The following is a 23069-nucleotide window of genomic DNA, read 5'->3' on the forward strand; positions in this document are numbered from 1 at the left end:
TGTTTACGACTCCCAGTCGAGCCGCTGGAATGCCGCGGCAATCGCGGCCTGGTCGAGCCCCGCCTCTTTTGCCGCCGCCATGCCTGCGATCAGCGCCGTGAACGCCCGAGCGGCACCGCCGGCGTCGAAGGCCTGCGTCGGCCGAAGCAAATCGATCATGATGCTGGCACCCAGCTTTTCGCTGGCTTCCTCGGCGAGGAGCTCGCCGATCGGCTGCAGCGTCCACTGCGCGAGATGGCGCTGCGCTTCCCGCACAAGCGGGCCAGTCGTGGCGGGGTTGAACAGGCCGGGCAGCACGCCGAAGGCGCCGGCGATGGCCTCACGCGCCGCCGAGAGGCTTTCCGCGGTCATTGAGCGCTCCAGGTCTGGCGACACGCTTTGCGGCCGCCAGTCCGCCGCTGGCGCCGGTCCTCCGGCCGCCGTAACGGCGACACTCTCCCGGAGCATGATGCGACCACGCTTGCCGCGGAAACCGCGCCCCAGCGTTTCCATGTCGACTTCTGGCGATTCCGGAAACGGCACGATCGCGCTGCCGATCGGCGCGTTCTCGAAGACTTCGGCGAGGGCCGATTCGACTGCATTCAGCAGGCCGGCCGTGAGGCTGGCGCGCTTCAACGGCGCGGTGCCATAGTAGGGTGCCGCGGGGTCACAGCCGATGCGAAGGTGAAGCACCTCGCCGGCAAGGGCTGTCTGGCTGGTACCGCCGCCGGCCTCGGGAATGGAGACACGGTAAGCGGTCGGCCGGCCGTAGCGGGTCCGCAAATCCCAATCGGAGCACGGCACAAGGCCGTCCCGGATCAGGAAGACGCTTTCGCCCCGCAGCGCGAGCGATCGGCCAATCAGCGCCAGCGTGCGGCGGTCGAGCAACGCCGTCCCGGTCACTGCCGCGAGCGCGAAACCGTTCTCCCACAACGAAACGCAACTTTGCGACGTCGCAGTCAGCTCCGCGATGCCGCGCCTGCCGGAGATATATGCTTCCCGGGCCGCGATGATCTCTGCGGTGAAGCCGGAAGCCGCGGCGCGGGTTTCCGTCTTGTTGCGGTTGAACGGCCAGAAATTCAGCATCACGCCCTCCGGTAAGGCCGGAGAAGATCGCCGGCGCCGCTGTTCTGCATCGCCCGCGCCATCCAGGAGGGCGCTCGGCTGACTTCCTCGGTCATCACATCGGGGATCTCGGTGCGCTCCGATGACGCGCCGGGCCGACCGGGATTTGATGCCATGTATTCGGCGAGCAGCTGGAATGCCCGAATGACGGCGGGCGGGAGCGCCGAGTTGTTGTCGCCGACGGTGCCAGCGAAGCGGTAGGGACCGCAGCCAGGCAGCGTGTAGCCGCCCGTTGGAGAGGGATCGAGCGTGACGGCCGTCCAGGCGTCGCCCTGCCATAGCTCGACGGTGGTGATGGTCGCAGGTGCCAGCGGCGGGCGCCATTCGCCAGGACCTTCCACGATCCATGTCACGGCGCGCGTAGACCAGCGATATGAGGTGTACCCTTCGATCCGCGCCCAGATCATGTCGCAATTGAGAGCCCGAGCCTGTGCCGAAAGGCCCGTCGTGATGGCCCGGCCGTAAGCGGCGGCCTCTGTCTGCTTGATCGTTATCGCCATCACGCCCTCCAGCGTCGCAGCGCGCGCTGCAGGCCAGCGTCGGGCGATTCCGCCGCCGCGACCGTCCACGACCGCGCCGCGATCTGTGCCTGGTCGTATGCCGCTCGGGTGACCATGCTGATTTCGAAGAGATCGGCGCGGGTCACGGTGCGGAGGAGACCGCCATCGGCGCGTGTCACCAGGTCGCCGCCGGCGGGCACCCTGAAGCCCGGCGACAGGCCCTTCGTGAGACCGGCCGCCAGCGCGGCGAGGGCATCGTTCGCCCAGCTGGTCGACGGCACGACGCGCGCCTCGATGTGGAGGGCGTCGTCGCCATCGCGAAGGGTAAGACTGCCCGCCTCAGTCGAGGCGAGCGGTTTCTCGGCGTCATGACCGGCGAGGAGAAAGATGTTCTCGCCGGTCTGGACGCGTGCGCGGAACGCGCCGGCGGCGAAGCGTTCCCGCCTGCCGTCGCCCAGCGTCGTTTCCGCGCCATAAGGGAAGCGCCCCGAAAGTCGGGTCGCGCCACCCTCGGCGCGAATCTCGAATGCGATCGGAGCGCCGAAGAGCATCTTATGCGCCCGCCTCGATTTCGACACCCGTCAGGATTTCGAGCTGCGCCGGGCGCGATACCGTGACATCCATTGTCGCCAGCGCGGTCAGGCGCAGCCCGCCCGAAGCCGCATCGCTGTACGGATCCCGGATGAGGTCGATGGCACCACCCCAGGTGCCGACGAAGATCGGCGGGACGCCGCCCGTGGTCACCGTCAGCAGCGCCTTGGTCGCCAGCGGCGAGCCAGTCGGCGCGGCGAGCGCGTTGCTGCTCATGATCGGGTTCGGGATGTTCTTGATGAGCCGGTCCCATTCGCTGACTGCAGTGTTCGTGATCAGGCTGTCGTCCATGAAGTCGAAAACCTCCGGACGGATCAGCAACCGGACCGAACCCGGGCCGCCCGCAGCGTTTGCGGTGATGAAGCGCGTCACCGCGGCACGGAAAGCCGCCCAGGAGGCGACGTCGCTGACGGCCGTCGATGTGATGCTGTAGCTGCCGACAAGCACGCCGGCGGGCTCGCCGGAAGCGCCTGCACCCAGGAATACGGCCTTGTCCATGGCGACCGCCATGCAGCCGTTCATGTCACGCCGGACCGCCTGCTCGAGCGCGTCACCGCTCTGCTTCAGCGTCTTGCGGGTGATCTTCATGGTGATGCCGAGCGTGCTATTCGGTGCCAGCGGTCGGTCGGTGGTCGCATAGGCGGTCGGACCGCCGACACTGCCGGTCTCGGAGGTCTGCCAGGCCGCCGCAACGCTGGAGGTCGTAACCGGGTATTCCTGGAGGCCATGGTCGATGTTCACCATGCTGGCGCCCATGCGCACTGCCACCGAATCCGCGAAGATGCGGTCGATGATCGGTGCCGTCACCTTCGGATCGGGAGTGCCGCTCGCGATGGTCTCGCCGGCGCGCTTTTCGAGCGCCTGCCACGGAATCGGCATGCCGCGATAGCCGCCGCGGTTGCGCAGTTCCTGCACGACTTCGGCCGTCGCGCCGTCGAGCTGGCGGCCCTCGTCCAGCGCCAAAGCAATCTGGCGCATTTCGAACTTGCCGATCAGATCGGCGTAGTCCTTGTCGCTGCGCGTTTCGAGGTCGGCGCCGGCTTCCTTGCGCTCGGCGTCCTCGGCGATGAGGCTTGCGCGAAAGCGGGTTTCGTTCGAGCGATACTCGACGTCGAGCTCGCCCATTTTGCGGGTCTCGTCTTCGGTCGGCTTTTCTTTGCCGACCAGCTCGGACAGCGACTGGCGAATCTCGGATTGCCGGCGCTGGATTTCAGCACTTTTCAACATTTGCGGTTCCTTTCAGGAGGTTGCGCCACGCGATTGACGCGGCGGTTGGTTTGGTGAGGCCTCGTTCGAGGCGGATGTGGCAGGGAGGGCAAAGGCAGGTCAGGTTGCCCAGGTCGAAGGCAAGCTCCGGCGCCTGCCGCACCGGGATCTTGTGGTGCACCTCGAGCCGGCCGCGCTCGCCGCATTCCGTGCATCTGAAGTCATCGCGGCGCCGGGCGGCCTGCCGGAGAGCCACCCAGCGCCTTGAACGGTACACGTGATAGCCGGCGCGCCCGTTCTTGCCCGTCACACCCATGCGGCGGTCCTTCCCGGTCGGAAAGGACGCGCGACTCGGCGCGCGCCTTCGGCGACGGCCAGGACGGTTGCGGCCGCGGCATCGATGCGGCCCAGGGAGCGCGATTTCGCCAACTTGTGGTTCCCGGCCGGGTCGATGAGCGTGATGGCATCAGCGAAGGCGGAGCGCAGCAGCAGGGACGGCAGCGTCTTCACATGGCCGTCGAACAATGCCCGCCGGAAACGCTCGATATCCTCGGAACCGTCTTTCCAGCCGAAGCCGCGCCAGATGAAGGGGACGCGGAGATTGGCCTTTGCCATAGCCTCCACGAACTCGGCATGACGGAAGCGGTCGCCCACGATGCAGGATATCGCGGCGCCGTCGACCAGCTTCACGACTTCGGCAAGCCAGAGGCCAGGCGGGACGGTATTATCGCCGAGCGTCGTCAGCTCGCCGCGCCCCTGCATCTCGACATAGCGGCCGCCGACACCATCGGCGGCGCCGCGATCGGCGAGGCCGGGTTTGCTCGGGAACGTGCCGACGGCTTCAAGCCGGCCGGTCTCCGGCCAGTAGAGCGCTGCGGCCGACATCGAGCGGGACCCGCCGAGGTCGACGCCAAGGATGCACTGGCCTTCCCGCGCCGGCAGATCGTCTGGCTTCACTTCGGCGCCGAGCCATTCGTCGACGGTCACCAAGACCGATCTATCTTCTGTCGAGACGCGCTCGTTGCGGTTGAGATTGCGGAAGCTGGAAAGCGCGGTGCCGCCGCGCGCGATGGCACGCCTGGCTTGTGCCTGCAGCCATTCGAGGCTCGCCCCGATGCCTTCCGTGGCACCGGGATTGGCTATCAGGAGCGACTCAGCGTCGTCGGCCGGGAGCCCGAAGGGCGGCCGATGCTCCTGCACATACGTGCCTGGCGGCGGTTCATCGAGCCACCGCGAGAAGGTGTTGCTGGCGTCGGGCGCGCTCGTCGAGATGATCAGCGCCTTGCCACCACGCTTGCCAAGACCGGATAGAATGGCGTTTTCAAGCGCGTCACCTTTTTCCCGGTCCCAGGCGGCGCGCTCGTCAAGAATGGCGAGCGTCGGGGCGCCGCCCAGGATGGACCTGCCATCGGCCGCGATGCAGCGGGCGAGCCCGCCGCCATTGCCCGTGAATTCTACCTCGAGGCGGGATCCTCGCCGGATGATGAATTTCGAGCGCTTCGACCTCGGCAGGCTGTTGACGAAGCCCGCCAGGAAGTTGAATGCGGTTTTCGCCTGGTCGCGATTGCGAGCTGCCAACAGGACTTCGCGGCGCGGCTGCTCATCCCATTCGCCTGTGACGGCACCGAGCGCCAGGCCGGCGGCAAGCGCCGTCTTCGCATTGCCGCGGCCGATCGAGAGACAGGCCACCATGTTCTCGGGGTCGAGGGCACCGCGCACGAATTTTTTCTGGAAATTTGCCAGCCGGAGCTTCTGGCCGGCCTTCGGTCCTTCCGGAATTTTCAGCCGTTCGAGGAAGGCGACGGCGATTTCAGCTGGGGATTTTTGGGCGATCGGGAGAGAGAAAGGAACAGCCCCATGCGGTCTGTGCCCCGCAGGAGCTTTTCGAGCATTGGGACCAGTTCGCCGCATCGCCATTGTATCGACGATGCGAGGCCATCCGCGCGACCGGTTTCAGCGGGTTTACGTGGGCTGCGATGGGTTTCTGTGTCGCATCCAGTCGATGAGATCGCGCTCGACGGCATACATCCGACTGCCAAGCGTCTTGATCGGGTTGCCTGGCTCGTTGGCGATCACGCTGCGAACAAAGTCCGGGGAACAGCCAAGACGGCGCGCGATGCCGCCAGCGGTCCACAGAATGCGGTCGAGGTCAGGCGCCAGCGGCGGCGGCTTCACCTGCTTGCGGTCGCTCATCAGTGACCCAGGACATGACGCTTTTGCAGCTCTATAGCGAGATAGCGCAGGTCGAGCGGGCGCCGATCGCCGGCGATGACGCGCCCATCGCGCAGCAGTTGATAGCCTTCATCGACGCGGCGGACGTCGAAGCCGCTGTCGCGGGCCAGGCGGCGCAGCCGGCGATAGATCGCGTCGGCATCCATCATGCGGCGCCACCATATTGCGGATCGTCTCCACGACGTGGGTAGGCTTCTCGCTCGACAGCATCGCGAAACGCGATCAACTGCCGAGTGATTGCATCCTCTTTCATGCCGATGGCGCGAAGCTCTGTCCTCATCCTGGCGATCGTCTCTTGCCAGAACGTTTGCCGCTTTTTCCCGCGTTTCGATTTGAACTGCAGCGCTACATCCTGAATCGTAGAGCGCTGCCTCGAAAGAGGGAACGCCGTGATCTTGGCGCCAACCGATTCGACAGGCGGTAGGGGAGCATTGAAGTCGAGTTCAAGCTGCATGCTACACCTCCGGCTTCGCAGACGGTGAAGTCGATACGTGCGAGGCGCGCCTTTCAGGGCGCGCCGCCTCGCCGCGCTTGTCATCGGGAAGTTGGCTCGCTGCCTCAAACTCCGCGGAGCCTCGCGTTGGTGTGCCCCTATTACCTCTGATAGGTAAGCTCCCTTCATCAGATATTTGGCCACGTGCACCATCAGCCGACACACGTGGCCAAGTTGTTTTCACTGATTCAACTTGGCCACGTGCACCAAGTTGATTTGGGTTTAGCTGGCGGTACGGAAGCTCGATCGACACCCATTCCGGGAAGGGCTCCGGCATCGCCAAGCGGATAGTTCGCGCCTTTCGCAGCTTGCCGCTTCGGTCCGCCGCAAACCCCATCTCGATGACCAAGAGGCCTGCCTTCGCAAGAAATGAAATCGCCTTGCTGGTGTTGGTGATGCTCATGCCGCCAGCCCAGCGCGCCAGGACCTCGTTGCCATCCGGCGTCGTGCCGGTGTCGCGCCGGATCGCTTTATCGATCGCCAAGAGAACGCGAAAATGGTCCTTGGTTTCAGCCATCTGGGCGGCGACGAAGACCCAAAGATCCACCATCGCGTGCTGACCCTTTTTCGGCCACAAGATAGGGGTCGGCTTGGCGGCATGCGTCGGCTCCGATCTGCGCCGGCCGGACGGCTGCCAGGCCGATCTTGGCGGGGAAACCTCATCGTCATTGTCCTGCACCAAGCGCCTCTCCGCGGTCGTCACGATCGCGCCTCCAGCTCGTTGGCTTGGCGGATTGCCTCACAGGCCTGCTTGGCGGTGAGGCCGAACTCTCGCCGCAGCTCCGGTACCGGGTGCCGCTGCTCTTGGCGAAGACCCTCCCGGTTCTCAGCAAGCCAGCGTGCTGCAGCCTCGATGTTGCCATAGCCCGATCGCAGCCGCGGCGTCGTCCCAAGAAGGCCGAAGGGCACGTCGCCGCCGTGGGCGGATTCGGTGCCCTGGCGGTGAAGGATGCGTTGCTGGTGGGCCTTGTCGAAACGACGGCCACTCATGCGACGGCACCACTATTCATGAAGAAGGCGTGCAACTCGTCGCGCCGAACAACCCACTTTCCGCCGACCTTCTTTGCGGGGATTTCGCCCTTCTCCAGCAGGTAGAAAGCACGGCGCCGATCGCAGCCCAACTCGGCTGCTATCGCGTCGGCGCCCCAGATGAGCTGGAGTTCGGATGGCTTGGAATTCGCTTCCATAGGTGACTCCTGATTTGCGGAGTCAATGTCAATCATCGTTACCATACAAATGTCAATTGAAATTGAAATGCAGATGTGCTTTTGATTGGTAATTGGCATGGAGTACGATTGATGACGAATGAAAACGAACCTGCGCCCTCCCAGCAGCGGCGCGTCTACGTGCTCCCGACCGAGTTGGTGGAGCGGATCGTGGCCTTTCAGAACGAAATGGGGATGCCATCCGAGGTCGAGGCTGCTCGCCGACTCCTCGACGACGCGCTGAAGTTCCGCGACGACTGGCGGTCAATCGTCGACCGCATCCTCGCCAAGACCGGAAAAGGCGGGGTCAACCAAGTCGGCCGCCTTCATGAGGCGGCAAAAGAGATCATCGTCGGCCATCCGCTCGTTACCGCAGTCACATTCGAGAAGCGCAGCGTGTCGTTCCGGCTTCTGACGGGTGAGGACGTCCATGTCTTCCCGGATGGGACCGTATTGGGTGATGACGCGAGCGGCGACAAGCTCCGGTATGGATTCTAGGCGCCGATTAACCATCGGAGCAACGAAAGCCGTCACTGGCGGGAACTCCGGGCAGACACGTGACCTACTGACTATGCAAGACAACGACAACGAACTGGAGGGGGACAATGGTCTCTATTCGCAAACGCACCTGGCAACCCGCGAGGGGCAGGGAGAAGGAAGCCTGGATCGTCGACTACAAGGATCTGAATGGGGTCCGGCGACTGAAGACTTTCGAGAAGAAAAAGGAAGCCGATCGCTTCGAGGAGCAGGTCAAGCAGGAGCTCCGGACTGGCATCCACGTCGCCGAAGCCGATACCATCACCGTCAAGCAGGCCGGCGCGAACTGGCTCGCTGATTGCGAGCAGCTCGGCCTGGAACGCTCGACCCGCGAGAGCTACCGAGCTCACCTCGATCTCCACATCACGCCGTTTATCGGCGAGCTGCTTCTGACGAAGCTGAACATTCCGACGATCCGTAATTGGCAGAAGCGGCTGCATGATGAGGGACGTTCAGCAGACCTGATCAAGCGGGTGACCGTCGATCTGGGCGCCATTCTCGCTGTTGCTCAGGACAGCGGCTTCGTCGCGCGTAATGTTGTCTACGAGTCGAACAGCCGGGTGCGGGCGAAGAAGAAGAAGATCGAGAAGCGCCGGACACGGAAGCTCGGCTATGGGATCGATATCCCCATGCACGACGAGATCCGCGCGATCATCGACCAAACGGCGCCGCTCCATAAGCCGATGATGCTCACGCTTGTCTTCACAGGCATGCGTTCATCGGAATTCCGTGGTCTGCCATGGTCGGCCGTCGACTTCGAAGGCCAGTGCATCAGGGTTTCATCTCGCGTGGACCGCTATGGCGTCATGGGCTTCACGAAGAGCCAGGAAGGGCAGCGGAAGATCCCGGTCCCGCCGATCGTCATAAACACCCTGCGGGAGTGGAAGCTCCAGTGCCCGAAAGGGCTACACGACCTCGTATTTCCGAACGGCGACGGCAACCTTGAGAACCACAGCAACGTCATCAAGCGAATCCTTCACCCGGCGCAGATCGCCGCCGGCGTCACCGTGCTGAGGCCGAAGGTCGACAAGGAGGGCAATCCTGTCCTTGACGAGCAGGGCGAACAGATCATCGAAACGTTGGCAAAATACCCTGGCCTTCACGCTTTCCGGCACTTCTTCGCGTCATGGTGCATCAATCGGAAGAGCGCCGGCGGTCTCGAGCTTTCCGCCAAGGAGGTCCAACACCGGATGGGCCATTCAAGCATTCAGCAGACCATGGACACCTATGGGCATCTGTTCCCCGCGGCCGATGAAGCCGAGTCCTTGGCGGAAGCCTCGCGCCACCTTCTCCCCGCGCTGCGTGCGACATAGATGCGACATGGTCAAGATTTCGGGGCTGTTTGGCCCCGAAATGTTCCACCCGCTGACGACGCTGGAAGCCTTGGAAATGCTGGGTTTTGAAGGTTTGGCTGGGGAACCTGGATTCGAACCAGGACTAACGGAGTCAGAGTCCGTGGGTCTACCGTTAACCTATTCCCCAGCAGGCGCGTCTGGTATCGCGCGGTGCGGGCGGCTCATGTGCCGCGAGCGCTGCCTTGTAGCCGCCATCCGAAAATAGTCAAGCCCGCAGCTGAGATCAACGCAGGCTTTTTGAGCCTTGACCGATGCCTATCGTTCTCCCAAAGCCGTTCCGCACTTATGGGCGACATGCATTGGTTCTGCCGCCGGGCGCCGAAGGCTCAGCTCTCGCCTTTGCTGTATTGAGAATGCTCGAAATAGAGCACCACGCCAAGGCCGATCAGCAGCGGAATGATGAGATAGAACAGGCGGAACACCAGAAGCGCGGCGAGCACGCCGACCGGATCCATGTCTGAAAGCCCGGTGAGGAAGACGAACTCGAACACGCCGAGCGCGCCAGGCGCGTGCGACAGGAGCCCGATCGAGAACGACACCATGAACACGCCGAGCACCACGAAATAGCCGGGATTGCCGATCTCGGGCAGGGCAAAATAGATGATCGCGGCGGCCCCCAGCAGTTCGACCGGCCCGATCAGCAATTGCCGCGCCACGATCGGCAGCGCCGGATAGTGCAGCTGGAAGCTGCCTATCTTCAGCGGTCTCAGCCGCAGCCAACTGCCGAAGGCGTAGGCGCCGGCTAGGATGAGCATGGCGAGCCCCGCGGCGAATGCGGCGCCGTGATGCGGCGCGCCCGTGAAACGATCGATGATCTGCGGTTCCAGCGACAGCACGAGGCCGCCGAGAAAAACGCTGGACAGGATGAAGGTGAACCAGCAGATCGCCACCAGCACGCCGACCTCCTGGCCGGTCAGCCCTCGCGTGCCGTAGGCGCGGTAACGGATGAGCGCGCCGGAAAACACCGAGCCGCCGATATTGTGCGACACCGCGTAAGTGGTGAAGGAGCATAGCGTGACGAACAGCCACGATACTTTCTTGCCGATATGCAGCAGCGCGATGTGGTCGTAGCCGGCGAGCGAGGCATAGGCGACGACCGCGCTCAGTGCCGCGAGCACCCAGCCGCGCGGCGGGATGGCGGCGATGCCGGCCCAGACGTCGTCGAGCGAAACGCCACGCAGTTCGTGGATGAGCAGCCATAGCGAGAACGCCACGGCCGCGATGCCGATGACCGGCCAGAAATAGCGCCTCCAATTCATGGCGTCGTCATCATGCGTTGCAACTCATTGATTTTGATGTTGCCCAACCCTTCGAACCTTCATTTCAGACATGCCTGATTGAAGCCGGCTATTCAACCGGCAAGACATTGCCCCAACGTGACCTGGCAAAATGTGACGTTAGCGAAATTCGGCCTCGCGCTCTTGGTGATTGTGAACTGCGCTGCTACTCTGTTGCCAACTTGAAACAAATCGAGGTGCCTGCTGCGTCCGCTAACGGTTCGCGCGGCGCCGGAAGGAACTAAAGTGGAAGACCACGATACCGGCGCGGGCGCGTCGGCAGTGGGCATGTCCGGGGCATCGCCGACGCAATCGGCGGGCCCGCACACGGCGCGATTCAGCCGCCACGCGGGTGCGCGCCAAAGACATGCCGGCCAGCGACAGATTGGCCTAAGCCAGGCCGACCAGCATGGCGATCAACCGAAAGGCAAGACGCGCAAGCGACGCAAGCGCAAGCGCGGCCGCAAGGTGTTCGCGCGCGACGAGAATGTCGCCGTGCCGCATGCCGCGCCTGCCGCCGCGGCGGCAAGGCAGCCTCCAAGCGGGCTTTCGCCGGTTGAGCCAAGGCTGGCGACCCCGCAGCGTCCGCCGCAACAGGAATTGCCTGTCTTCGCCGCGCTCGACCTCGGCACCAACAATTGCCGGCTGCTGGTCGCTGTGCCCGGCCGTCACGGCCAGTTCCGCGTCATCGACGCTTTCTCGCGCATCGTCAGGCTGGGCGAGGGGCTGACCGCCAGCGGCCGGCTCAGCCAGGCCGCGATGGACCGCGCGGTCGAGGCGCTGAAGATCTGCGGCGAGAAGCTGCGCAACCGCAAGATCAGGAAAGCCAGGCTGATCGCCACCGAAGCCTGCCGTTCGGCCGCGAACGGCGTCGAGTTCCTGGATCGGGTGGAGCGCGAGGCCGGACTGAAGCTCGAGATCATCGACCGCCAGACCGAGGCCCGCCTTGCCGTTTCCGGTTGCGGCTCGCTCGTCGAGCGCGACACGCAAGGCGTGGTGCTGTTCGACATCGGCGGCGGCTCGTCGGAAATCGCGCTGATCGACCTGACCGGACGGCGCTCTCCGCGGCTCGCCAACCACATTGTCTCCTGGACGTCGCTGCCCGTCGGCGTGGTGTCGCTCGCCGAGCGCTTCGGCGGCCGCACGGTCACGCGCGAGACCTTTGCCGCCATGGTCGACGACGTGGCCGCGCGGCTGAAGGTCTTCGACGGCCGCGACCGGCTGGCACATGTGCTGGCAAGTCCCAACTTCCACCTGCTCGGAACCTCCGGCACGGTGACGACGTTGGCCGGCGTGCATCTCGATCTCGATCGCTACGACCGCCGCCGCGTCGACGGCCTGTGGATGGACCGCGACAGCGTCGACCGCATGATCGAGCGGCTGATCGGCTGGGATTTTCAGCAGCGCTGCGCCAATCCCTGCATCGGCGCCGACCGCGCCGACCTCGTGCTCGCCGGCTGCGCCATCCTGGAAGCGATCCGCGGTGTCTGGCCGTCCGAACGCTTGCGCGTCGCCGACCGCGGCCTGCGCGAAGGGATTTTGAGCGAGCTGATGGCTGATGACGGTGTCTGGCGCGATGGCGGGCGAGGCCGTTGATGGCTAGAAAACCGGATAAGCCGGGTTCCGCCGGCATTCGAGTCCTCAAGACCAGGATCAAGAAAAAGAGCGGCTTGAAGGAATCCTCGCGCCGCTGGCTCGAGCGCCACATGAACGATCCCTATGTGCAGCGCTCCAAGGCCGACGGCTACCGCTCGCGCGCCGCCTATAAGCTGATCGAGATCGACGACAAGCATCATCTGCTGAAGCCCGGCATGAAGGTCATCGACCTCGGCGCTGCGCCCGGCGGCTGGTGCCAGGTGGCGGCCGCGCGGACGAAGTCGACGGCGGAAAACCCACATGTCGTCGGCATCGACTATCTCGAAATGGCCGCGGTTCCGGGCGCCGTCATCCTGCAGATGGATTTCCTCGATCCCGACGCGCCGCAAAAACTTGCCGAGGCGCTCGGCGGCCAGCCGGATGTGGTGCTGTCCGATATGGCCGCACCCACGACCGGGCATCGCCGCACCGACCATCTGCGCACCATGCATCTGTGCGAGGTCGCGGCCGATTTCGCGTTGCACGTCCTGAAGCCCGGCGGACATTTTCTCGCCAAGACCTTTCAGGGCGGCGCCGAGAACGAGCTTTTGTCATTGCTGAAGCAGAATTTCCGCTCCGTCCATCACGTGAAGCCGCCGGCCTCGCGCGATGAATCGGTGGAGCTGTATTTGCTGGCGAAGGAGTTCAAGGGATAGCGCCTTTTCCTTCTCCCCTTGTGGGAGAAGGTGGATCGGCGCGCTAGCGCCGAGACGGATGAGGGGTGTTCCAGCGGAGTGAGACGCTGGCTTTCCCTGGAGCACCCCTCATCCGGCCGCTTCGCGGCCACCTTCTCCCACAGGGGGAGAAGGAAACGCCGCGCTCACTTCCCGGCGGTCCCGACCGTTTCCAGCGTCTTCGGCTTGGTCAGCCGGCCGTGGCCCGAGACCGCGTTGCCGGCCTCCGGCGCAAGCCGCATGAAGGAGATCGATGCCGCCGCCGAGACGGCTGCCACAATGAAGAAGGCGATGTGGAAATCCCGTAGGGTTAGCGGCCCGCCATGGATCGAGGTCGATACTTCGAGGATGCCGCCGGCCAGAGCCACGCCGAGCGCGATCGACAATTGCTGGAAAACCGCCGTGATCGGCGTCGCCTTGCTGGTGTCGGCGGGCGTGATCTCGGCATAGGAGAGCGCATTGACGCCGGTGAAGAACATCGACCGGATGAAGCCGCCGACCAAAAGGATCGCCAGCATCAGCGCATAAGGCGTCTGCGGCGTGAACAGGCCGTAGATGGCGATCGATGCGGCCGCGACAAGCGAGCCCCAGATCAGCACGCGGCGGAAGCCGGCGAGCCTGAAGATCAGCGCGGTGACGAACTTCATGCCGATGGCGCCGATCGCCGAGACGAAGGTGATCATGCCGGACTGGAAGGGCGTCAGCCCGAAGCCGATCTGGAACATCAGCGGCAAAAGGAACGGCACCGCGCCGATGCCGATGCGAAACAGCGAGCCGCCGAGCACCGAGGACCGGAAAACCTGGTTGCGGAACAGCTCCAGCGCCAGCAGCGGGTTCCCGGCGCGGCGGGCATGGAGGAGATAGAGCGCGCCCGAGACCGCGCCGACGACAATGGTGATGAAGCCGGCCATCGGCGGCAGCGCTGGCAGGCTGACGACCGAAAGGCCGAAGACGACGCCGGAAGCGGCAAGGCCGGAGAGCACGAAGCCCGGGAAATCGAGCGGCGGCGTCTCGGCGGGCTCCGTCCTGGGCAAATAGCGGGTGGCGAGCCATATGCCGATGAAGCCGATCGGCACGTTGATCAGAAAAATCCAGTGCCAGGTGAAGTATGTGGTGATGAAGCCGCCGATCGGCGGGCCGACGAGCGGGCCGACCAGCGCCGGCACGGTCAGCCAGGACATCGCCGCGACCAGCTCGCTCTTGGGCGTGGCGCGCACCAGCACCAGGCGGCCGACCGGCGTCATCATCGCCCCGCCCATGCCCTGCAGGAAGCGCGACACCACGAAAGCCGGCAGTGAATTGGAAAACGCGCAGGCAACCGAGCCGGCGATGAAGACGCCGATCGCAGCGCGAAAGACGTTTTTGGCGCCGAACCGGTCGGCCATCCAGCCGCTGATCGGAATGAAGATCGCCAACGACACCAGATAAGCCGTCAGCGCCAGCTTCAGCGCGATCGGGCTGGTGTGGATGTCGACAGCGATCGCCGGCAGCGACGTCGCGATCACGGTCGAATCCATGTTCTCCATGAACAATGCGACCGCCAGGATAAGCGGGATGATGCGGTTCAAGGGAAACGCCCTGATCTGTCTTCGCGATTCTAGGCCCGGCTTGGGGGCGAACCGGTGCGACCGGGCGGTTATCACGCCTCGGCCCGGATGTCGCATTAAATTGCTGTCACTTTTGCGGGAGCGCAACCAGTGGTAGGGCAATTTCTCGGCGGAATGTCGTTGTACCGGGCGTACCGTCATACTACCGATGCTGCATGGAGTGCTGACATGGACAACACCGTTTCCATAGCTGACGTCGAACGCAAACTCTCCTTCATCCTGCGCGGAGCCAGTGAAGGACGGAGCTATGTCGTCGTAAGCAATGGGCGGCCTATGGCGCGGATCGTCCCTGCCGACGCGCATGACTTATTTCCCCGCTCGCGCGCAGCGTTGTTGTCTCGGCTCAAACAACAGCCGGTTGTCGCTGTCGGAAACTGGACACGCGACGACACTTACGACGACTAACGATAAGGTTCTTGGCGCGAAACAGGAACGCGTCCCATCCCGCAACGATCGGCTTTTCAACCGCCCCAGGACGTGGTACCAGCCAGCGCCAATCCTGAAAGGGAAGATGAGAGTCGGCGCTGGCCAATCGGCCTGGCGCCTTTTCCGCATTCAAAAGGACTGGCCATGGCAAAAATCATCGAAACGTCCACCGGCGCGCTGGCGCTGACCTTCGACGACGTGCTTTTGCAGCCCGGCCATTCCGAAGTCATGCCTGGCGAAACCGACATCCGCACCCGCATTGCCGGCGACATAGATCTCAACGTGCCGATCCTGTCGGCGGCCATGGACACCGTCACCGAGGCGCGGCTGGCGATCGCCATGGCGCAGGCCGGCGGCATCGGCGTCATCCACCGCAATTTCTCGCCGTCCGAACAGGCCGAGCAGGTCAGGCAGGTGAAGAAATTCGAATCCGGCATGGTGGTGAACCCGGTCACCATCGGCCCCGACGCAACGCTGGCCGATGCGCTGGCGCTGATGCGCGCCTATTCGATTTCCGGCATTCCGGTGGTCGAAAATGGCGGCACCGGCGGCCATACGGTCGGCCGTCTGGTCGGCATCCTCACCAACCGCGACGTGCGCTTCGCCTCCGACCCGGCGCAGAAGGTCTACGAGCTGATGACGCGTGAGAACCTGATCACGGTCAAGGAGAATGTCGACCAGGACGAAGCCAAACGTCTCCTTCACAAGCACCGCATCGAGAAGCTGGTGGTGGTCGACAGGAATGGCAATTGCGTCGGCCTGATCACCGTCAAGGACATCGAGAAGTCGCAGCTCAACCCGCACGCCACCAAGGACGCGCAAGGTCGCCTGCGTGCCGCCGCCGCCACCAGCGTCGGCGATGACGGCTTCGAGCGCGCCGAGCGCCTGATCGACGCCGGCGTCGACCTTTTGGTCATCGACACCGCGCATGGCCATTCGCAGCGCGTGCTGGATGCGGTGACGCGGGCGAAGAAACTGTCGAACTCCGTGCGCATCCTGGCCGGCAATGTCGCCACGGCCGACGGCACGCAGGCGCTGATCGATGCCGGCGCCGACGCCGTCAAGGTCGGCATCGGCCCGGGTTCGATCTGCACAACCAGAATCGTGGCCGGTGTCGGCGTCCCGCAGCTGTCGGCGATCATGTCGGCGGTCGAGACGGCCAGCAGGGCCGGAGTCAGTGTCATTGCCGATGGCGGCATCAAATATTCTGGCGATCTCGCCAAGGCGCTTGCCGCGGGAGCAAGTGCGGCCATGATCGGCTCGCTGCTTGCCGGCACCGACGAGAGCCCAGGCGAGGTCTATCTGCACCAGGGCCGCTCCTTCAAGGCCTATCGCGGCATGGGTTCGGTCGGCGCGATGGCGCGCGGCTCGGCCGACCGCTACTTCCAGGCGGAGGTCCGCGACACTCTGAAGCTGGTTCCGGAGGGCATTGAAGGGCAGGTTCCCTACAAAGGACCTGTGGCTGGCGTGCTGCACCAGCTTGCAGGCGGCCTGAAAGCCGCTATGGGTTATGTGGGTGGACGTGACCTTGCAGATTTCCGCGAGCGCGCCACTTTTGTGCGCATATCCAACGCCGGACTTCGTGAAAGCCATGCCCATGACGTCACGATCACCCGCGAAAGCCCCAATTACCCGGGCGGAATTTGATCGGGAGGCCGATCGGCCCGACCGCCGGGGACTGTGGCGTGACTTGAGCGTGGCGGTGCTGCGGCTGTCGCGTCACGCGGCGGCGCTCTCCATTGCCTCGATTGCGCTTTTCCTCGTCATGACGGCGCTGGAGTTTCTCTATTTCCAGCGCTTGAGCGGCGGCCTGGCCTCGCTCGACATGCGCATCGCCGGCTTCACGCCTGACGAAGGCATGGCGTGGCTCACCGCGCTCGGCCGGCGCGGCGGCGAGATCATCATCGTCTGGCACTATTTGACCTTCGATCTTTTGTTCCCGGCGCTGCTGTCGCTGACGCTGGTGAGCCTCGTCCTTGCTTTCGGGCGCCGGCTCAGCACCTTCCGCGCCATGCCGGCGCAGCTGCAGGCCTTGTTCTCGCTGGTGCTGGTGGCGCCCTATGCGGTCGCAGACTACGCCCAGAATTTTGCCATGGCGCGGCTGCTCTCCGATTTCCAGCTGGCCAATCCCGATTCGCTGGCCTTCGCCTCTTCGCTGACGGTCACCAAATTCGCGCTGCTGGCGATTCCGGTCTTCGTCATCGCGGTCTTCGCGCTGGCCGGGCGGCGACGCTGAGGACACGCAGATGCGCCAGACAGCCATCTTCTGGCCGATGCTGGCGCATGTTCTTCTGGTCTATGTCGTCTATCTGGTGATGTTCAAGCGGCGCTATCTCGCCGTGAAGTCCGGCGAGGCCAGGACCGGTCAGTACAAGGTCCGCTCAACCGAGCCGGCTTCGAGCGTCACCGTCGCCAACGACCTGATCAACCAGTTCGAGCTGCCGGTTCTCTTCCACGTGCTGTGCCTGGCGCTGTTCGTCACCAACGGCGTGAACTACCTGACGCTGGTGTTGATGTGGCTGTTCATAGTCACGCGCTATGTCCACGCCTGGGTGCATCTCGACAGAAACCATGTGCTGCACCGCAGCCGCGCCTTCTTCCTTGGCGCCGGCATACTTCTCATCGCCTGGATATGGTTCGCGCTCCACCTGCTGGGCGTGGTGTGAGGCTGGCTGGCCTTTCCCTTCTCCCCTTGTGGGAGAAGGTGGCCGCGCAGCGGCCGGATGAGGGGTGTTCCAGCTTGACACGGACGTAAGCCAGCGTTGGATGCCGCGATAGGAAGACGCCAGCGTCTCACTCCGCTGGAACACCCCTCATCCGTCTCGGCGCTGCGCGCCGATCCACCTTCTCCCGCAAGGGGAGAAGGGGGAGGCGCTACAACTCGAACAACGCGATCCGGCGCTTGTCGAACTTGATGCCGATCTCGCCGCGTACCAGCCTTAGCGCCTGCTCGCCGAAAACGGCGCGCCGCCAGCCCTGCAACGCCGCCACGTCAGCTTCGTCGCCCTCGGCGGCGATGCGGTCAATATCGTCGCTGGAGGCAAGCACCTTGGTGGCCACGCCTTCCTTCTCCGCGACGATCCTGAGCAGCACCTTGAGCAGTTCCGCCGCCGCGCTCGACCCCTCCGGCGGCTGCACGCTTTTCGGCAGTTTCGGCATCGCGTCCTTGGGCAGCGCCAGCGCCGCGTTGACCGCGCCGAGCAGCGCGGTTGCCGTCGCGGAGCGTTCCCAACCTTTCGGCGTGGTGCGCAGCTTGCCGAGCGCGGCCGCATCGCGCGGCGCCTGCTGGGCGATCTCGTAGATCGCGTCGTCCTTGAGCACGCGGCCGCGCGGCACGTCGCGCTCGCGCGCCTCGCGCTCGCGCCAGGCCGCCACCGTCTGCACGATCGCCAGCTCCTGCGGTTTGCGCAGCCGCATCTTCAGCCGTTTCCAGGCATCCTCGGGATGCGGATCGTAGGTGTCGCGCGAGGTGAGGACATCCATCTCCTCGTTCAGCCAGTGGCCGCGATTCTCGCGCTTCAGCTCGGCGCTGAGATGCTGGTAGACCTCGATCAGGTGGGTGACGTCGGCAAGCGCGTATTCGAGCTGCTTGTCGGAGAGCGGCCGGTGCCGCCAGTCGGTGAAGCGCGAGGACTTGTCCAGCCGGGCTCCGGTGACCTTCTGCACGAGCTGGTCGTAGGAAACGCTGTCGCCGAAGCCGCAGACCATCGCCGCCACCTGCGTGTCGAACACCGGATGCGGCACCAGATCGCCGAGATGGACGATGATTTCGATGTCCTGGCGCGCCGCGTGAAAGACCTTCAGCACCGCTTCGTTGGCCATGAGCCGGAAAAACGGTTTCAGGTCGATGCCGGGCGACAACGGATCGATAAGCGCCTCAATCCCAGGCGCGGCGATCTGGATCAGGCAAAGGATCGGCCAGAAGGTCGTCTCGCGGATGAATTCGGTATCGACGGTAACGAATTCCGATTTTTCGAACGCCGCGACAACGCTCTCGAGTTCTTCTTGTGTGGTGATGACCTGCATCAAATCGCTTTTGGCACAATATTAGGCCTCTTTCAATTTCAGCCGCGCGCGCATTCGTCAAGCGCCGCGACGTCGTCACGCACCGCTAGTTTCGCGCGATGGCGATATGCGATGGCCCGGCGGGGCGGTTCAGGCCTCGCCGGCCTGCGCCTCCACGCTTTGCCTTGCGGTGTCCGCGGCTTCGGCCGATGGCCGTCGGCCAAGCGCGCCGGCTGTGGCCAGGCTGAGCAGGATGAACGGGATACCGAAGCCATAGGCCGAGCGGATACCCCAGTGGTCCGACACGAAGCCGAGCAGCGGCGGGCCAAGCAGAAAGGCGACGAAGGAGATCTGCGACAGAGCCGCGACATTGATCGCCGCCGGACGGTCTGTGCGCTGCGCGGCAGCCGAGATCGCCAGCGGAAAGATGGCGCTGCTGCCGATGCCCAGAAGCGCGAAGCCCAGCATCGAGATGAGGGGCAGCGGCGAGAAGAAGACGATGAACACGCCGACCGCCATTGTTGCCAGCAGCACGCGCGCTACGCCGCTCGGCGAGTGGCGGTCGACAAAGCTGTCGGCGAAGAAGCGTGTCGTCGCCTGCGAGAAGGCGAACAGCGCCACGGTGAAGCCGGCAACGAAGGGGCCTGAGTCGAACACTGTGCGCATATAGATGGCGGACCAGTCCATACTGGCGCCTTCCATAAGCATTGCCGACAGTGTCACCGCGACGAGGATGAGGATCGGCAGCGTCGGGCGGGCGAATATCGGCGGCTTGTCGCCGGTCGCGGCGAAACGGGCAGGTGCGGGTTCGAAGCCGCCCAGGAACAGCGCCATCGCAACCGCCACGGTCGGCACCACCAGCGCCAGATGCAGTTGCGGCGACAGGCCGAGATGCGCCAGCGCGCCGCCGAACAGGCCGGCGCCGAAGAAGCCGATGCTCCAGAACGAATGCGCCCGGTTCATGATGCGGCGCTTGAGCAGGAACTCGGTCCTGTCCGCCTCGACATTCAAAATGATCTCGATGCTGCCGATCATCAATCCGACCGGGAGCAGCATCAGGAACAGGGCCGCGGGGCCCGACGCATGCACCGCGACGGCATAGGCGAAGCCAAGCAGCGGCACCAGCCACAGCAGTGCGCGGCGGAAGCCGACGCGCTCCAGGATCGGCGTCGCCAGCGTCAGCGCGATCAGAGTGCCGATCGGCGTCCCGATCAGGGCGAGGCCGAGCGTGCCGTCCTCGATCTGCATGGCCCGCTTGATATCGGGCAGCCGCGGAAAGATATTGCCCATGGCAAAGGAATAGATCGCGAAGCCGGCATAGACGCGGTGCTGGGGGGCGAGTTTCAGGCCAAGGGTCATCAGGCAAATCCGATAAGGAGTTTTTGGCGGCGGCTCTCAGGCTGCCGGTGACGTTGTTTCTTGCATGAACAGGCAAAACATGCAATAACGTGCACAAATAAATAGGATCGTGCATGCTTACCGAAGAACGCCACCAACTCATTCGCGACCGGCTTGCGGCCGACGGAAAGGTGCTGGCGGGCGAGCTCGCCAGCCGTTTCGGCGTGTCGGAGGACACTGTGCGCCGCGATCTGAGGGAACTGGCGAAGGCCGGGCAGCTGCGTCGCGTTTATGGCGGCGCTGTCCCATCGGGGCCCTTTGCAGCCGCGCCGCTCAGCCAGCGCAGCCGTCATGCGGTCGAGGAGAAAACTCGGCTCGCCAAGGCGGCTGTTGCGCTGCTCGGCGCGGGGCAGTCGCTGTTCATCGACGGCGGCACGACCAACGAGGCGATCGCCCGGGCGATCCCGCGCGACATGGAGCTGACCGTCGCCACCAATTCGCTGGGCGTCGCCTCGGCTCTGACGGACCTTCCGCTGGTCGAGCTGATCGTGCTCGGCGGCCGCTATATGCCCGATCTCGGAACCTGCGTCGGGACCGATACGCTCGCCGCTGTGGCGCAGCTCGGCGCCGATCTGTTCTTTCTGGGCTCCTGCGGGCTGGATATCACGCGGGGCGTCACCGCTTTCGATTCGGCCGAAGCCGAGGTGAAACGCGCCATGGCGAGAAACAGCGCCGGCATCGTCATTGCCGTCACCAACGACAAGCTCGCCACCGCCGCGCCCTATCGCGTGGCGGAAGCGGACGCGATCCGCCATCTCGTGGTGGAAAGGAGCGCGCCTCCTGCAACGCTCGCCGATTTCCAAAGCCGGGGTGTGCAAGTCCACTTTGCCTGAACGGTCGCAGCGGCGCGTCTATGTGACCGCTTGCCTTGACAAAGCCGGCCTCTCATGCGCTTTTCGCGCCAATTTTCGAGCCGGGCCGGCGCCCGCAATTTCCGGACTTTACCCCATGACCATGCATCGTTACCGCAGCCACACCTGTGCCCAGTTGAGAAAGAGCGACGTCGGCAATTCCGTCCGCCTGTCGGGCTGGGTGCATCGCGTGCGCGACCATGGCGGGCTGCTCTTCATCGATCTTCGCGACCATTACGGCCTGACCCAGATCGTCGCCGATCCGGATTCGCCGGCCTTCAAGGTCGCCGAGACCTTGCGCGGCGAATGGGTGATCCGCGTCGACGGCGAGGTCAAGGCGCGGCTGCCGGAAACCGTCAATCCGAACCTGCCGACCGGCGAAATCGAGATTTTCGCGCGCGAGATCGAAGTGCTGTCGGCCGCCAAGGAACTGCCGCTGCCGGTGTTCGGCGAGCCGGACTACCCGGAAGACATCCGTCTGAAATACCGCTTCCTCGATCTGCGTCGCGAGACGCTGCACAAGAACATCGTCGCGCGCACCAAGATCATCGCCGAGATGCGCAAGCGCATGGGGGAGGTCGGCTTCACCGAGTTTTCGACGCCGATCCTCACCGCGTCGTCGCCCGAAGGCGCGCGCGACTTCCTGGTGCCGTCGCGCATCCATCCCGGCACCTTCTACGCGCTGCCGCAGGCGCCGCAGCAGTACAAGCAACTGATCATGGTCTCCGGCTTCGACCGCTATTTCCAGATCGCACCCTGCTTCCGCGACGAGGATCCGCGGGCCGACCGCCTGCCGGGCGAATTCTACCAGCTCGACCTCGAGATGAGCTTCGTCGAGCAGGATGATGTGCTCTCCACCCTAGCGCCGGTGATGACGTCCGTCTTCGAGGCTTTCGCCAATGGCAAGCCCGTCACCAAGGAATGGCCGCGCATCCCCTATGATGTTGCCATGCGCAAATACGGCACCGACAAGCCGGACCTGCGCAACCCGATCGTGATGCAGGCGGTTTCCGATCATTTCCGCGATTCCGGCTTCAAGGTCTTCGCCAACATCCTGGCCAACGATCCGAAAGCCGAGGTGTGGGCGATCCCGGCCAAGACCGGTGGCAGCCGCGCCTTCTGCGACCGCATGAATTCCTGGGCGCAGGGCGAGGGGCAGCCTGGCCTCGGCTACATCTTCTGGCGCAAGGAAGGCGAAAAACTCGAAGGCGCCGGTCCGCTCGCCAAGAACATCGGTGAGGAGCGCACCGAGGCGATCCGCCTCCAGCTCGGCCTTGCCGACGGAGACGCTGCCTTCTTCGTCGCCGGCGACCCGAAGAAGTTCGTCTCCTTTGCCGGTGCGGCGCGCACCCGAGCCGGCGAGGAATTGAACCTCGTCGACCGCGACCGCTTCGAGCTCTGCTGGATCGTCGACTTCCCGTTCTTCGAATGGAACGAGGACGAGAAGAAGATCGACTTCGCCCACAATCCGTTCTCGATGCCGCAGGGCGGCATTGACGCCCTGACCAACCAGGAGCCGCTCGGCATCAAGGCCTTCCAGTACGATGCGGTCTGCAACGGCTTCGAGATCGCCTCGGGCGGCATCCGCAACCATCTGCCGGAAACCATGGTCAAGGCCTTCGAGATGGTCGGTCTGGATCGGCAGACGGTCGAGGATCGCTTTGGCGGCCTCTACCGTGCCTTCCAGTATGGCGCGCCGCCGCATGGCGGAGCGGCATTCGGCATCGACCGCGTCGTCATGCTTTTGGTCGGCGCCAAGAACCTGCGCGAAATCACCATGTTCCCGATGAACCAGCAGGCCTACGACCTGCTGATGAGCGCGCCGTCCGAAGCGACCCCGCAGCAGCTGCGCGAGCTGTCGCTGCGCGTGGCGGTGCCGAAGAAGGAAGGCTAAAAGCCGTAGCCAGGATATTCTTTTCGCTACAAGAATCGCCTTCAACAATAAAAGCCCGGCATCGCTGCCGGGCTTTTCT

At 64.4% G+C, this 23069-nt stretch carries 26 protein-coding genes and 1 tRNA gene; 10 read left to right on the forward strand and 17 right to left on the reverse strand.

All coding sequences use genetic code 11. The features are described 5' to 3' along the window. Window positions 1-3: 3 nt before the first annotated feature. The 12 genes from FJ425_RS13345 to FJ425_RS13400 form a co-directional block, all read right to left on the reverse strand. Window positions 4-1065, reverse strand: coding sequence for a phage portal protein (locus tag FJ425_RS13345; protein ID WP_140724033.1), 1062 nt, complete (start codon window positions 1063-1065; stop codon window positions 4-6). Next, window positions 1065-1604, reverse strand: a complete 540-nt coding sequence (locus FJ425_RS13350; protein WP_140724036.1) for a hypothetical protein — start codon at window positions 1602-1604, stop codon at window positions 1065-1067. Before FJ425_RS13350 ends, FJ425_RS13345 begins: the two co-directional genes overlap by 1 nt. Next, window positions 1604-2155: an HK97 family phage prohead protease gene (locus FJ425_RS13355; protein ID WP_140724039.1), complete on the reverse strand. Its 552-nt coding sequence runs from the start codon at window positions 2153-2155 to the stop codon at window positions 1604-1606. The genes FJ425_RS13350 and FJ425_RS13355 overlap by 1 nt, the downstream gene beginning before the upstream one ends. 1 nt (window position 2156) lies before the next feature. After that, window positions 2157-3422, reverse strand: a complete 1266-nt coding sequence (locus FJ425_RS13360; RefSeq protein ID WP_140724042.1) for a phage major capsid protein — start codon at window positions 3420-3422, stop codon at window positions 2157-2159. After that, window positions 3406-3717 (reverse strand): HNH endonuclease signature motif containing protein, encoded by a 312-nt coding sequence (locus tag FJ425_RS13365; RefSeq protein WP_140724045.1) that lies wholly within the window; start codon window positions 3715-3717, stop codon window positions 3406-3408. Before FJ425_RS13365 ends, FJ425_RS13360 begins: the two co-directional genes overlap by 17 nt. Beyond that, on the reverse strand, window positions 3708-5120 hold the full coding sequence (locus FJ425_RS13370) for a terminase large subunit (protein WP_246677930.1): 1413 nt from the start codon (window positions 5118-5120) through the stop codon (window positions 3708-3710). The genes FJ425_RS13365 and FJ425_RS13370 overlap by 10 nt, the downstream gene beginning before the upstream one ends. A gap of 243 nt (window positions 5121-5363) precedes the next feature. Then, window positions 5364-5594: a hypothetical protein gene (locus tag FJ425_RS13375; protein WP_140724051.1), complete on the reverse strand. Its 231-nt coding sequence runs from the start codon at window positions 5592-5594 to the stop codon at window positions 5364-5366. Beyond that, window positions 5594-5782, reverse strand: coding sequence for a hypothetical protein (locus tag FJ425_RS13380; protein ID WP_140724053.1), 189 nt, complete (start codon window positions 5780-5782; stop codon window positions 5594-5596). The genes FJ425_RS13375 and FJ425_RS13380 overlap by 1 nt, the downstream gene beginning before the upstream one ends. Then, complete coding sequence (locus tag FJ425_RS31535) at window positions 5779-6087, reverse strand: DUF6074 family protein (protein WP_181175906.1); 309 nt, start codon at window positions 6085-6087, stop codon at window positions 5779-5781. Before FJ425_RS31535 ends, FJ425_RS13380 begins: the two co-directional genes overlap by 4 nt. Window position 6088: 1 nt before the next feature. After that, window positions 6089-6808 carry a hypothetical protein gene (locus FJ425_RS13390; RefSeq protein WP_140724056.1) on the reverse strand — a complete coding sequence of 240 codons (720 nt, stop codon included), beginning with the start codon at window positions 6806-6808 and terminating at the stop codon, window positions 6089-6091. 17 nt (window positions 6809-6825) lie between these two features. Beyond that, window positions 6826-7116, reverse strand: a complete 291-nt coding sequence (locus FJ425_RS13395) for a hypothetical protein (RefSeq protein ID WP_140724059.1) — start codon at window positions 7114-7116, stop codon at window positions 6826-6828. Continuing rightward, entirely contained in the window at window positions 7113-7313 is a 201-nt protein-coding gene (locus FJ425_RS13400) for a helix-turn-helix domain-containing protein (RefSeq protein ID WP_140724062.1), read from the reverse strand. Before FJ425_RS13400 ends, FJ425_RS13395 begins: the two co-directional genes overlap by 4 nt. 111 nt (window positions 7314-7424) lie before the next feature. Between FJ425_RS13400 and FJ425_RS13405 the strand changes: the two genes are divergently transcribed. Both FJ425_RS13405 and FJ425_RS13410 read left to right on the forward strand, forming a co-directional pair. Then, complete coding sequence (locus FJ425_RS13405) at window positions 7425-7829, forward strand: hypothetical protein (protein WP_140724065.1); 405 nt, start codon at window positions 7425-7427, stop codon at window positions 7827-7829. A gap of 107 nt (window positions 7830-7936) precedes the next feature. Next, window positions 7937-9181 carry a site-specific integrase gene (locus tag FJ425_RS13410; protein WP_140724068.1) on the forward strand — a complete coding sequence of 415 codons (1245 nt, stop codon included), beginning with the start codon at window positions 7937-7939 and terminating at the stop codon, window positions 9179-9181. Window positions 9182-9276: 95 nt separating this feature from the next. Here the strand turns inward: FJ425_RS13410 and FJ425_RS13415 are convergent. Beyond that, a tRNA-Gln gene (locus tag FJ425_RS13415) sits at window positions 9277-9350 on the reverse strand. Window positions 9351-9549: 199 nt separating this feature from the next. After that, window positions 9550-10482 carry a YbhN family protein gene (locus FJ425_RS13420; RefSeq protein WP_140724072.1) on the reverse strand — a complete coding sequence of 311 codons (933 nt, stop codon included), beginning with the start codon at window positions 10480-10482 and terminating at the stop codon, window positions 9550-9552. A gap of 264 nt (window positions 10483-10746) precedes the next feature. Between FJ425_RS13420 and FJ425_RS13425 the strand changes: the two genes are divergently transcribed. Together FJ425_RS13425 and FJ425_RS13430 are read left to right on the forward strand one after the other, a co-directional pair. Further along, window positions 10747-12096 (forward strand): Ppx/GppA phosphatase family protein, encoded by a 1350-nt coding sequence (locus tag FJ425_RS13425; protein WP_140724076.1) that lies wholly within the window; start codon window positions 10747-10749, stop codon window positions 12094-12096. After that, window positions 12096-12791, forward strand: coding sequence for an RlmE family RNA methyltransferase (locus FJ425_RS13430; RefSeq protein ID WP_140724079.1), 696 nt, complete (start codon window positions 12096-12098; stop codon window positions 12789-12791). Before FJ425_RS13425 ends, FJ425_RS13430 begins: the two co-directional genes overlap by 1 nt. A 164-nt stretch (window positions 12792-12955) precedes the next feature. Here FJ425_RS13430 and FJ425_RS13435 read toward each other — a convergent pair whose 3' ends face one another. Then, window positions 12956-14377 carry an MFS transporter gene (locus FJ425_RS13435; RefSeq protein ID WP_140724081.1) on the reverse strand — a complete coding sequence of 474 codons (1422 nt, stop codon included), beginning with the start codon at window positions 14375-14377 and terminating at the stop codon, window positions 12956-12958. A gap of 207 nt (window positions 14378-14584) precedes the next feature. On the opposite strand from FJ425_RS13435, the gene FJ425_RS13440 reads away from it, so the two are divergent. From FJ425_RS13440 to FJ425_RS13455, 4 genes are all read left to right on the forward strand, one after another. Further along, complete coding sequence (locus FJ425_RS13440; RefSeq protein ID WP_140541246.1) at window positions 14585-14821, forward strand: type II toxin-antitoxin system prevent-host-death family antitoxin; 237 nt, start codon at window positions 14585-14587, stop codon at window positions 14819-14821. A gap of 165 nt (window positions 14822-14986) precedes the next feature. Continuing rightward, window positions 14987-16489 (forward strand): IMP dehydrogenase, encoded by a 1503-nt coding sequence (gene guaB, locus FJ425_RS13445; RefSeq protein ID WP_140541247.1) that lies wholly within the window; start codon window positions 14987-14989, stop codon window positions 16487-16489. Window positions 16490-16532: 43 nt separating this feature from the next. Beyond that, a complete protein-coding gene (locus FJ425_RS13450) occupies window positions 16533-17078 on the forward strand; it encodes a hypothetical protein (protein WP_246673476.1) in 546 nt (181 codons plus the stop codon). Window positions 17079-17088: 10 nt separating this feature from the next. Beyond that, on the forward strand, window positions 17089-17508 hold the full coding sequence (locus FJ425_RS13455; protein ID WP_140724084.1) for an MAPEG family protein: 420 nt from the start codon (window positions 17089-17091) through the stop codon (window positions 17506-17508). 208 nt (window positions 17509-17716) lie between these two features. On the opposite strand, the gene rnd is transcribed toward FJ425_RS13455, so the two are convergent. Both rnd and FJ425_RS13465 read right to left on the reverse strand, forming a co-directional pair. Then, entirely contained in the window at window positions 17717-18868 is a 1152-nt protein-coding gene (rnd, locus tag FJ425_RS13460; RefSeq protein ID WP_140541249.1) for a ribonuclease D, read from the reverse strand. Window positions 18869-18997: 129 nt separating this feature from the next. Continuing rightward, a complete protein-coding gene (locus tag FJ425_RS13465) occupies window positions 18998-20206 on the reverse strand; it encodes an MFS transporter (RefSeq protein ID WP_140724087.1) in 1209 nt (402 codons plus the stop codon). A gap of 113 nt (window positions 20207-20319) precedes the next feature. Between FJ425_RS13465 and FJ425_RS13470 the strand changes: the two genes are divergently transcribed. After that, a complete protein-coding gene (locus FJ425_RS13470) occupies window positions 20320-21078 on the forward strand; it encodes a DeoR/GlpR family DNA-binding transcription regulator (protein ID WP_140633985.1) in 759 nt (252 codons plus the stop codon). Window positions 21079-21199: 121 nt separating this feature from the next. After that, window positions 21200-22990 (forward strand): aspartate--tRNA ligase, encoded by a 1791-nt coding sequence (gene aspS / locus FJ425_RS13475; protein ID WP_181164979.1) that lies wholly within the window; start codon window positions 21200-21202, stop codon window positions 22988-22990. Window positions 22991-23069: the final 79 nt, after the last annotated feature.

It is taken from the genome of Mesorhizobium sp. B2-7-2, assembly GCF_006440775.1.
Lineage (GTDB): Bacteria > Pseudomonadota > Alphaproteobacteria > Rhizobiales > Rhizobiaceae > Mesorhizobium.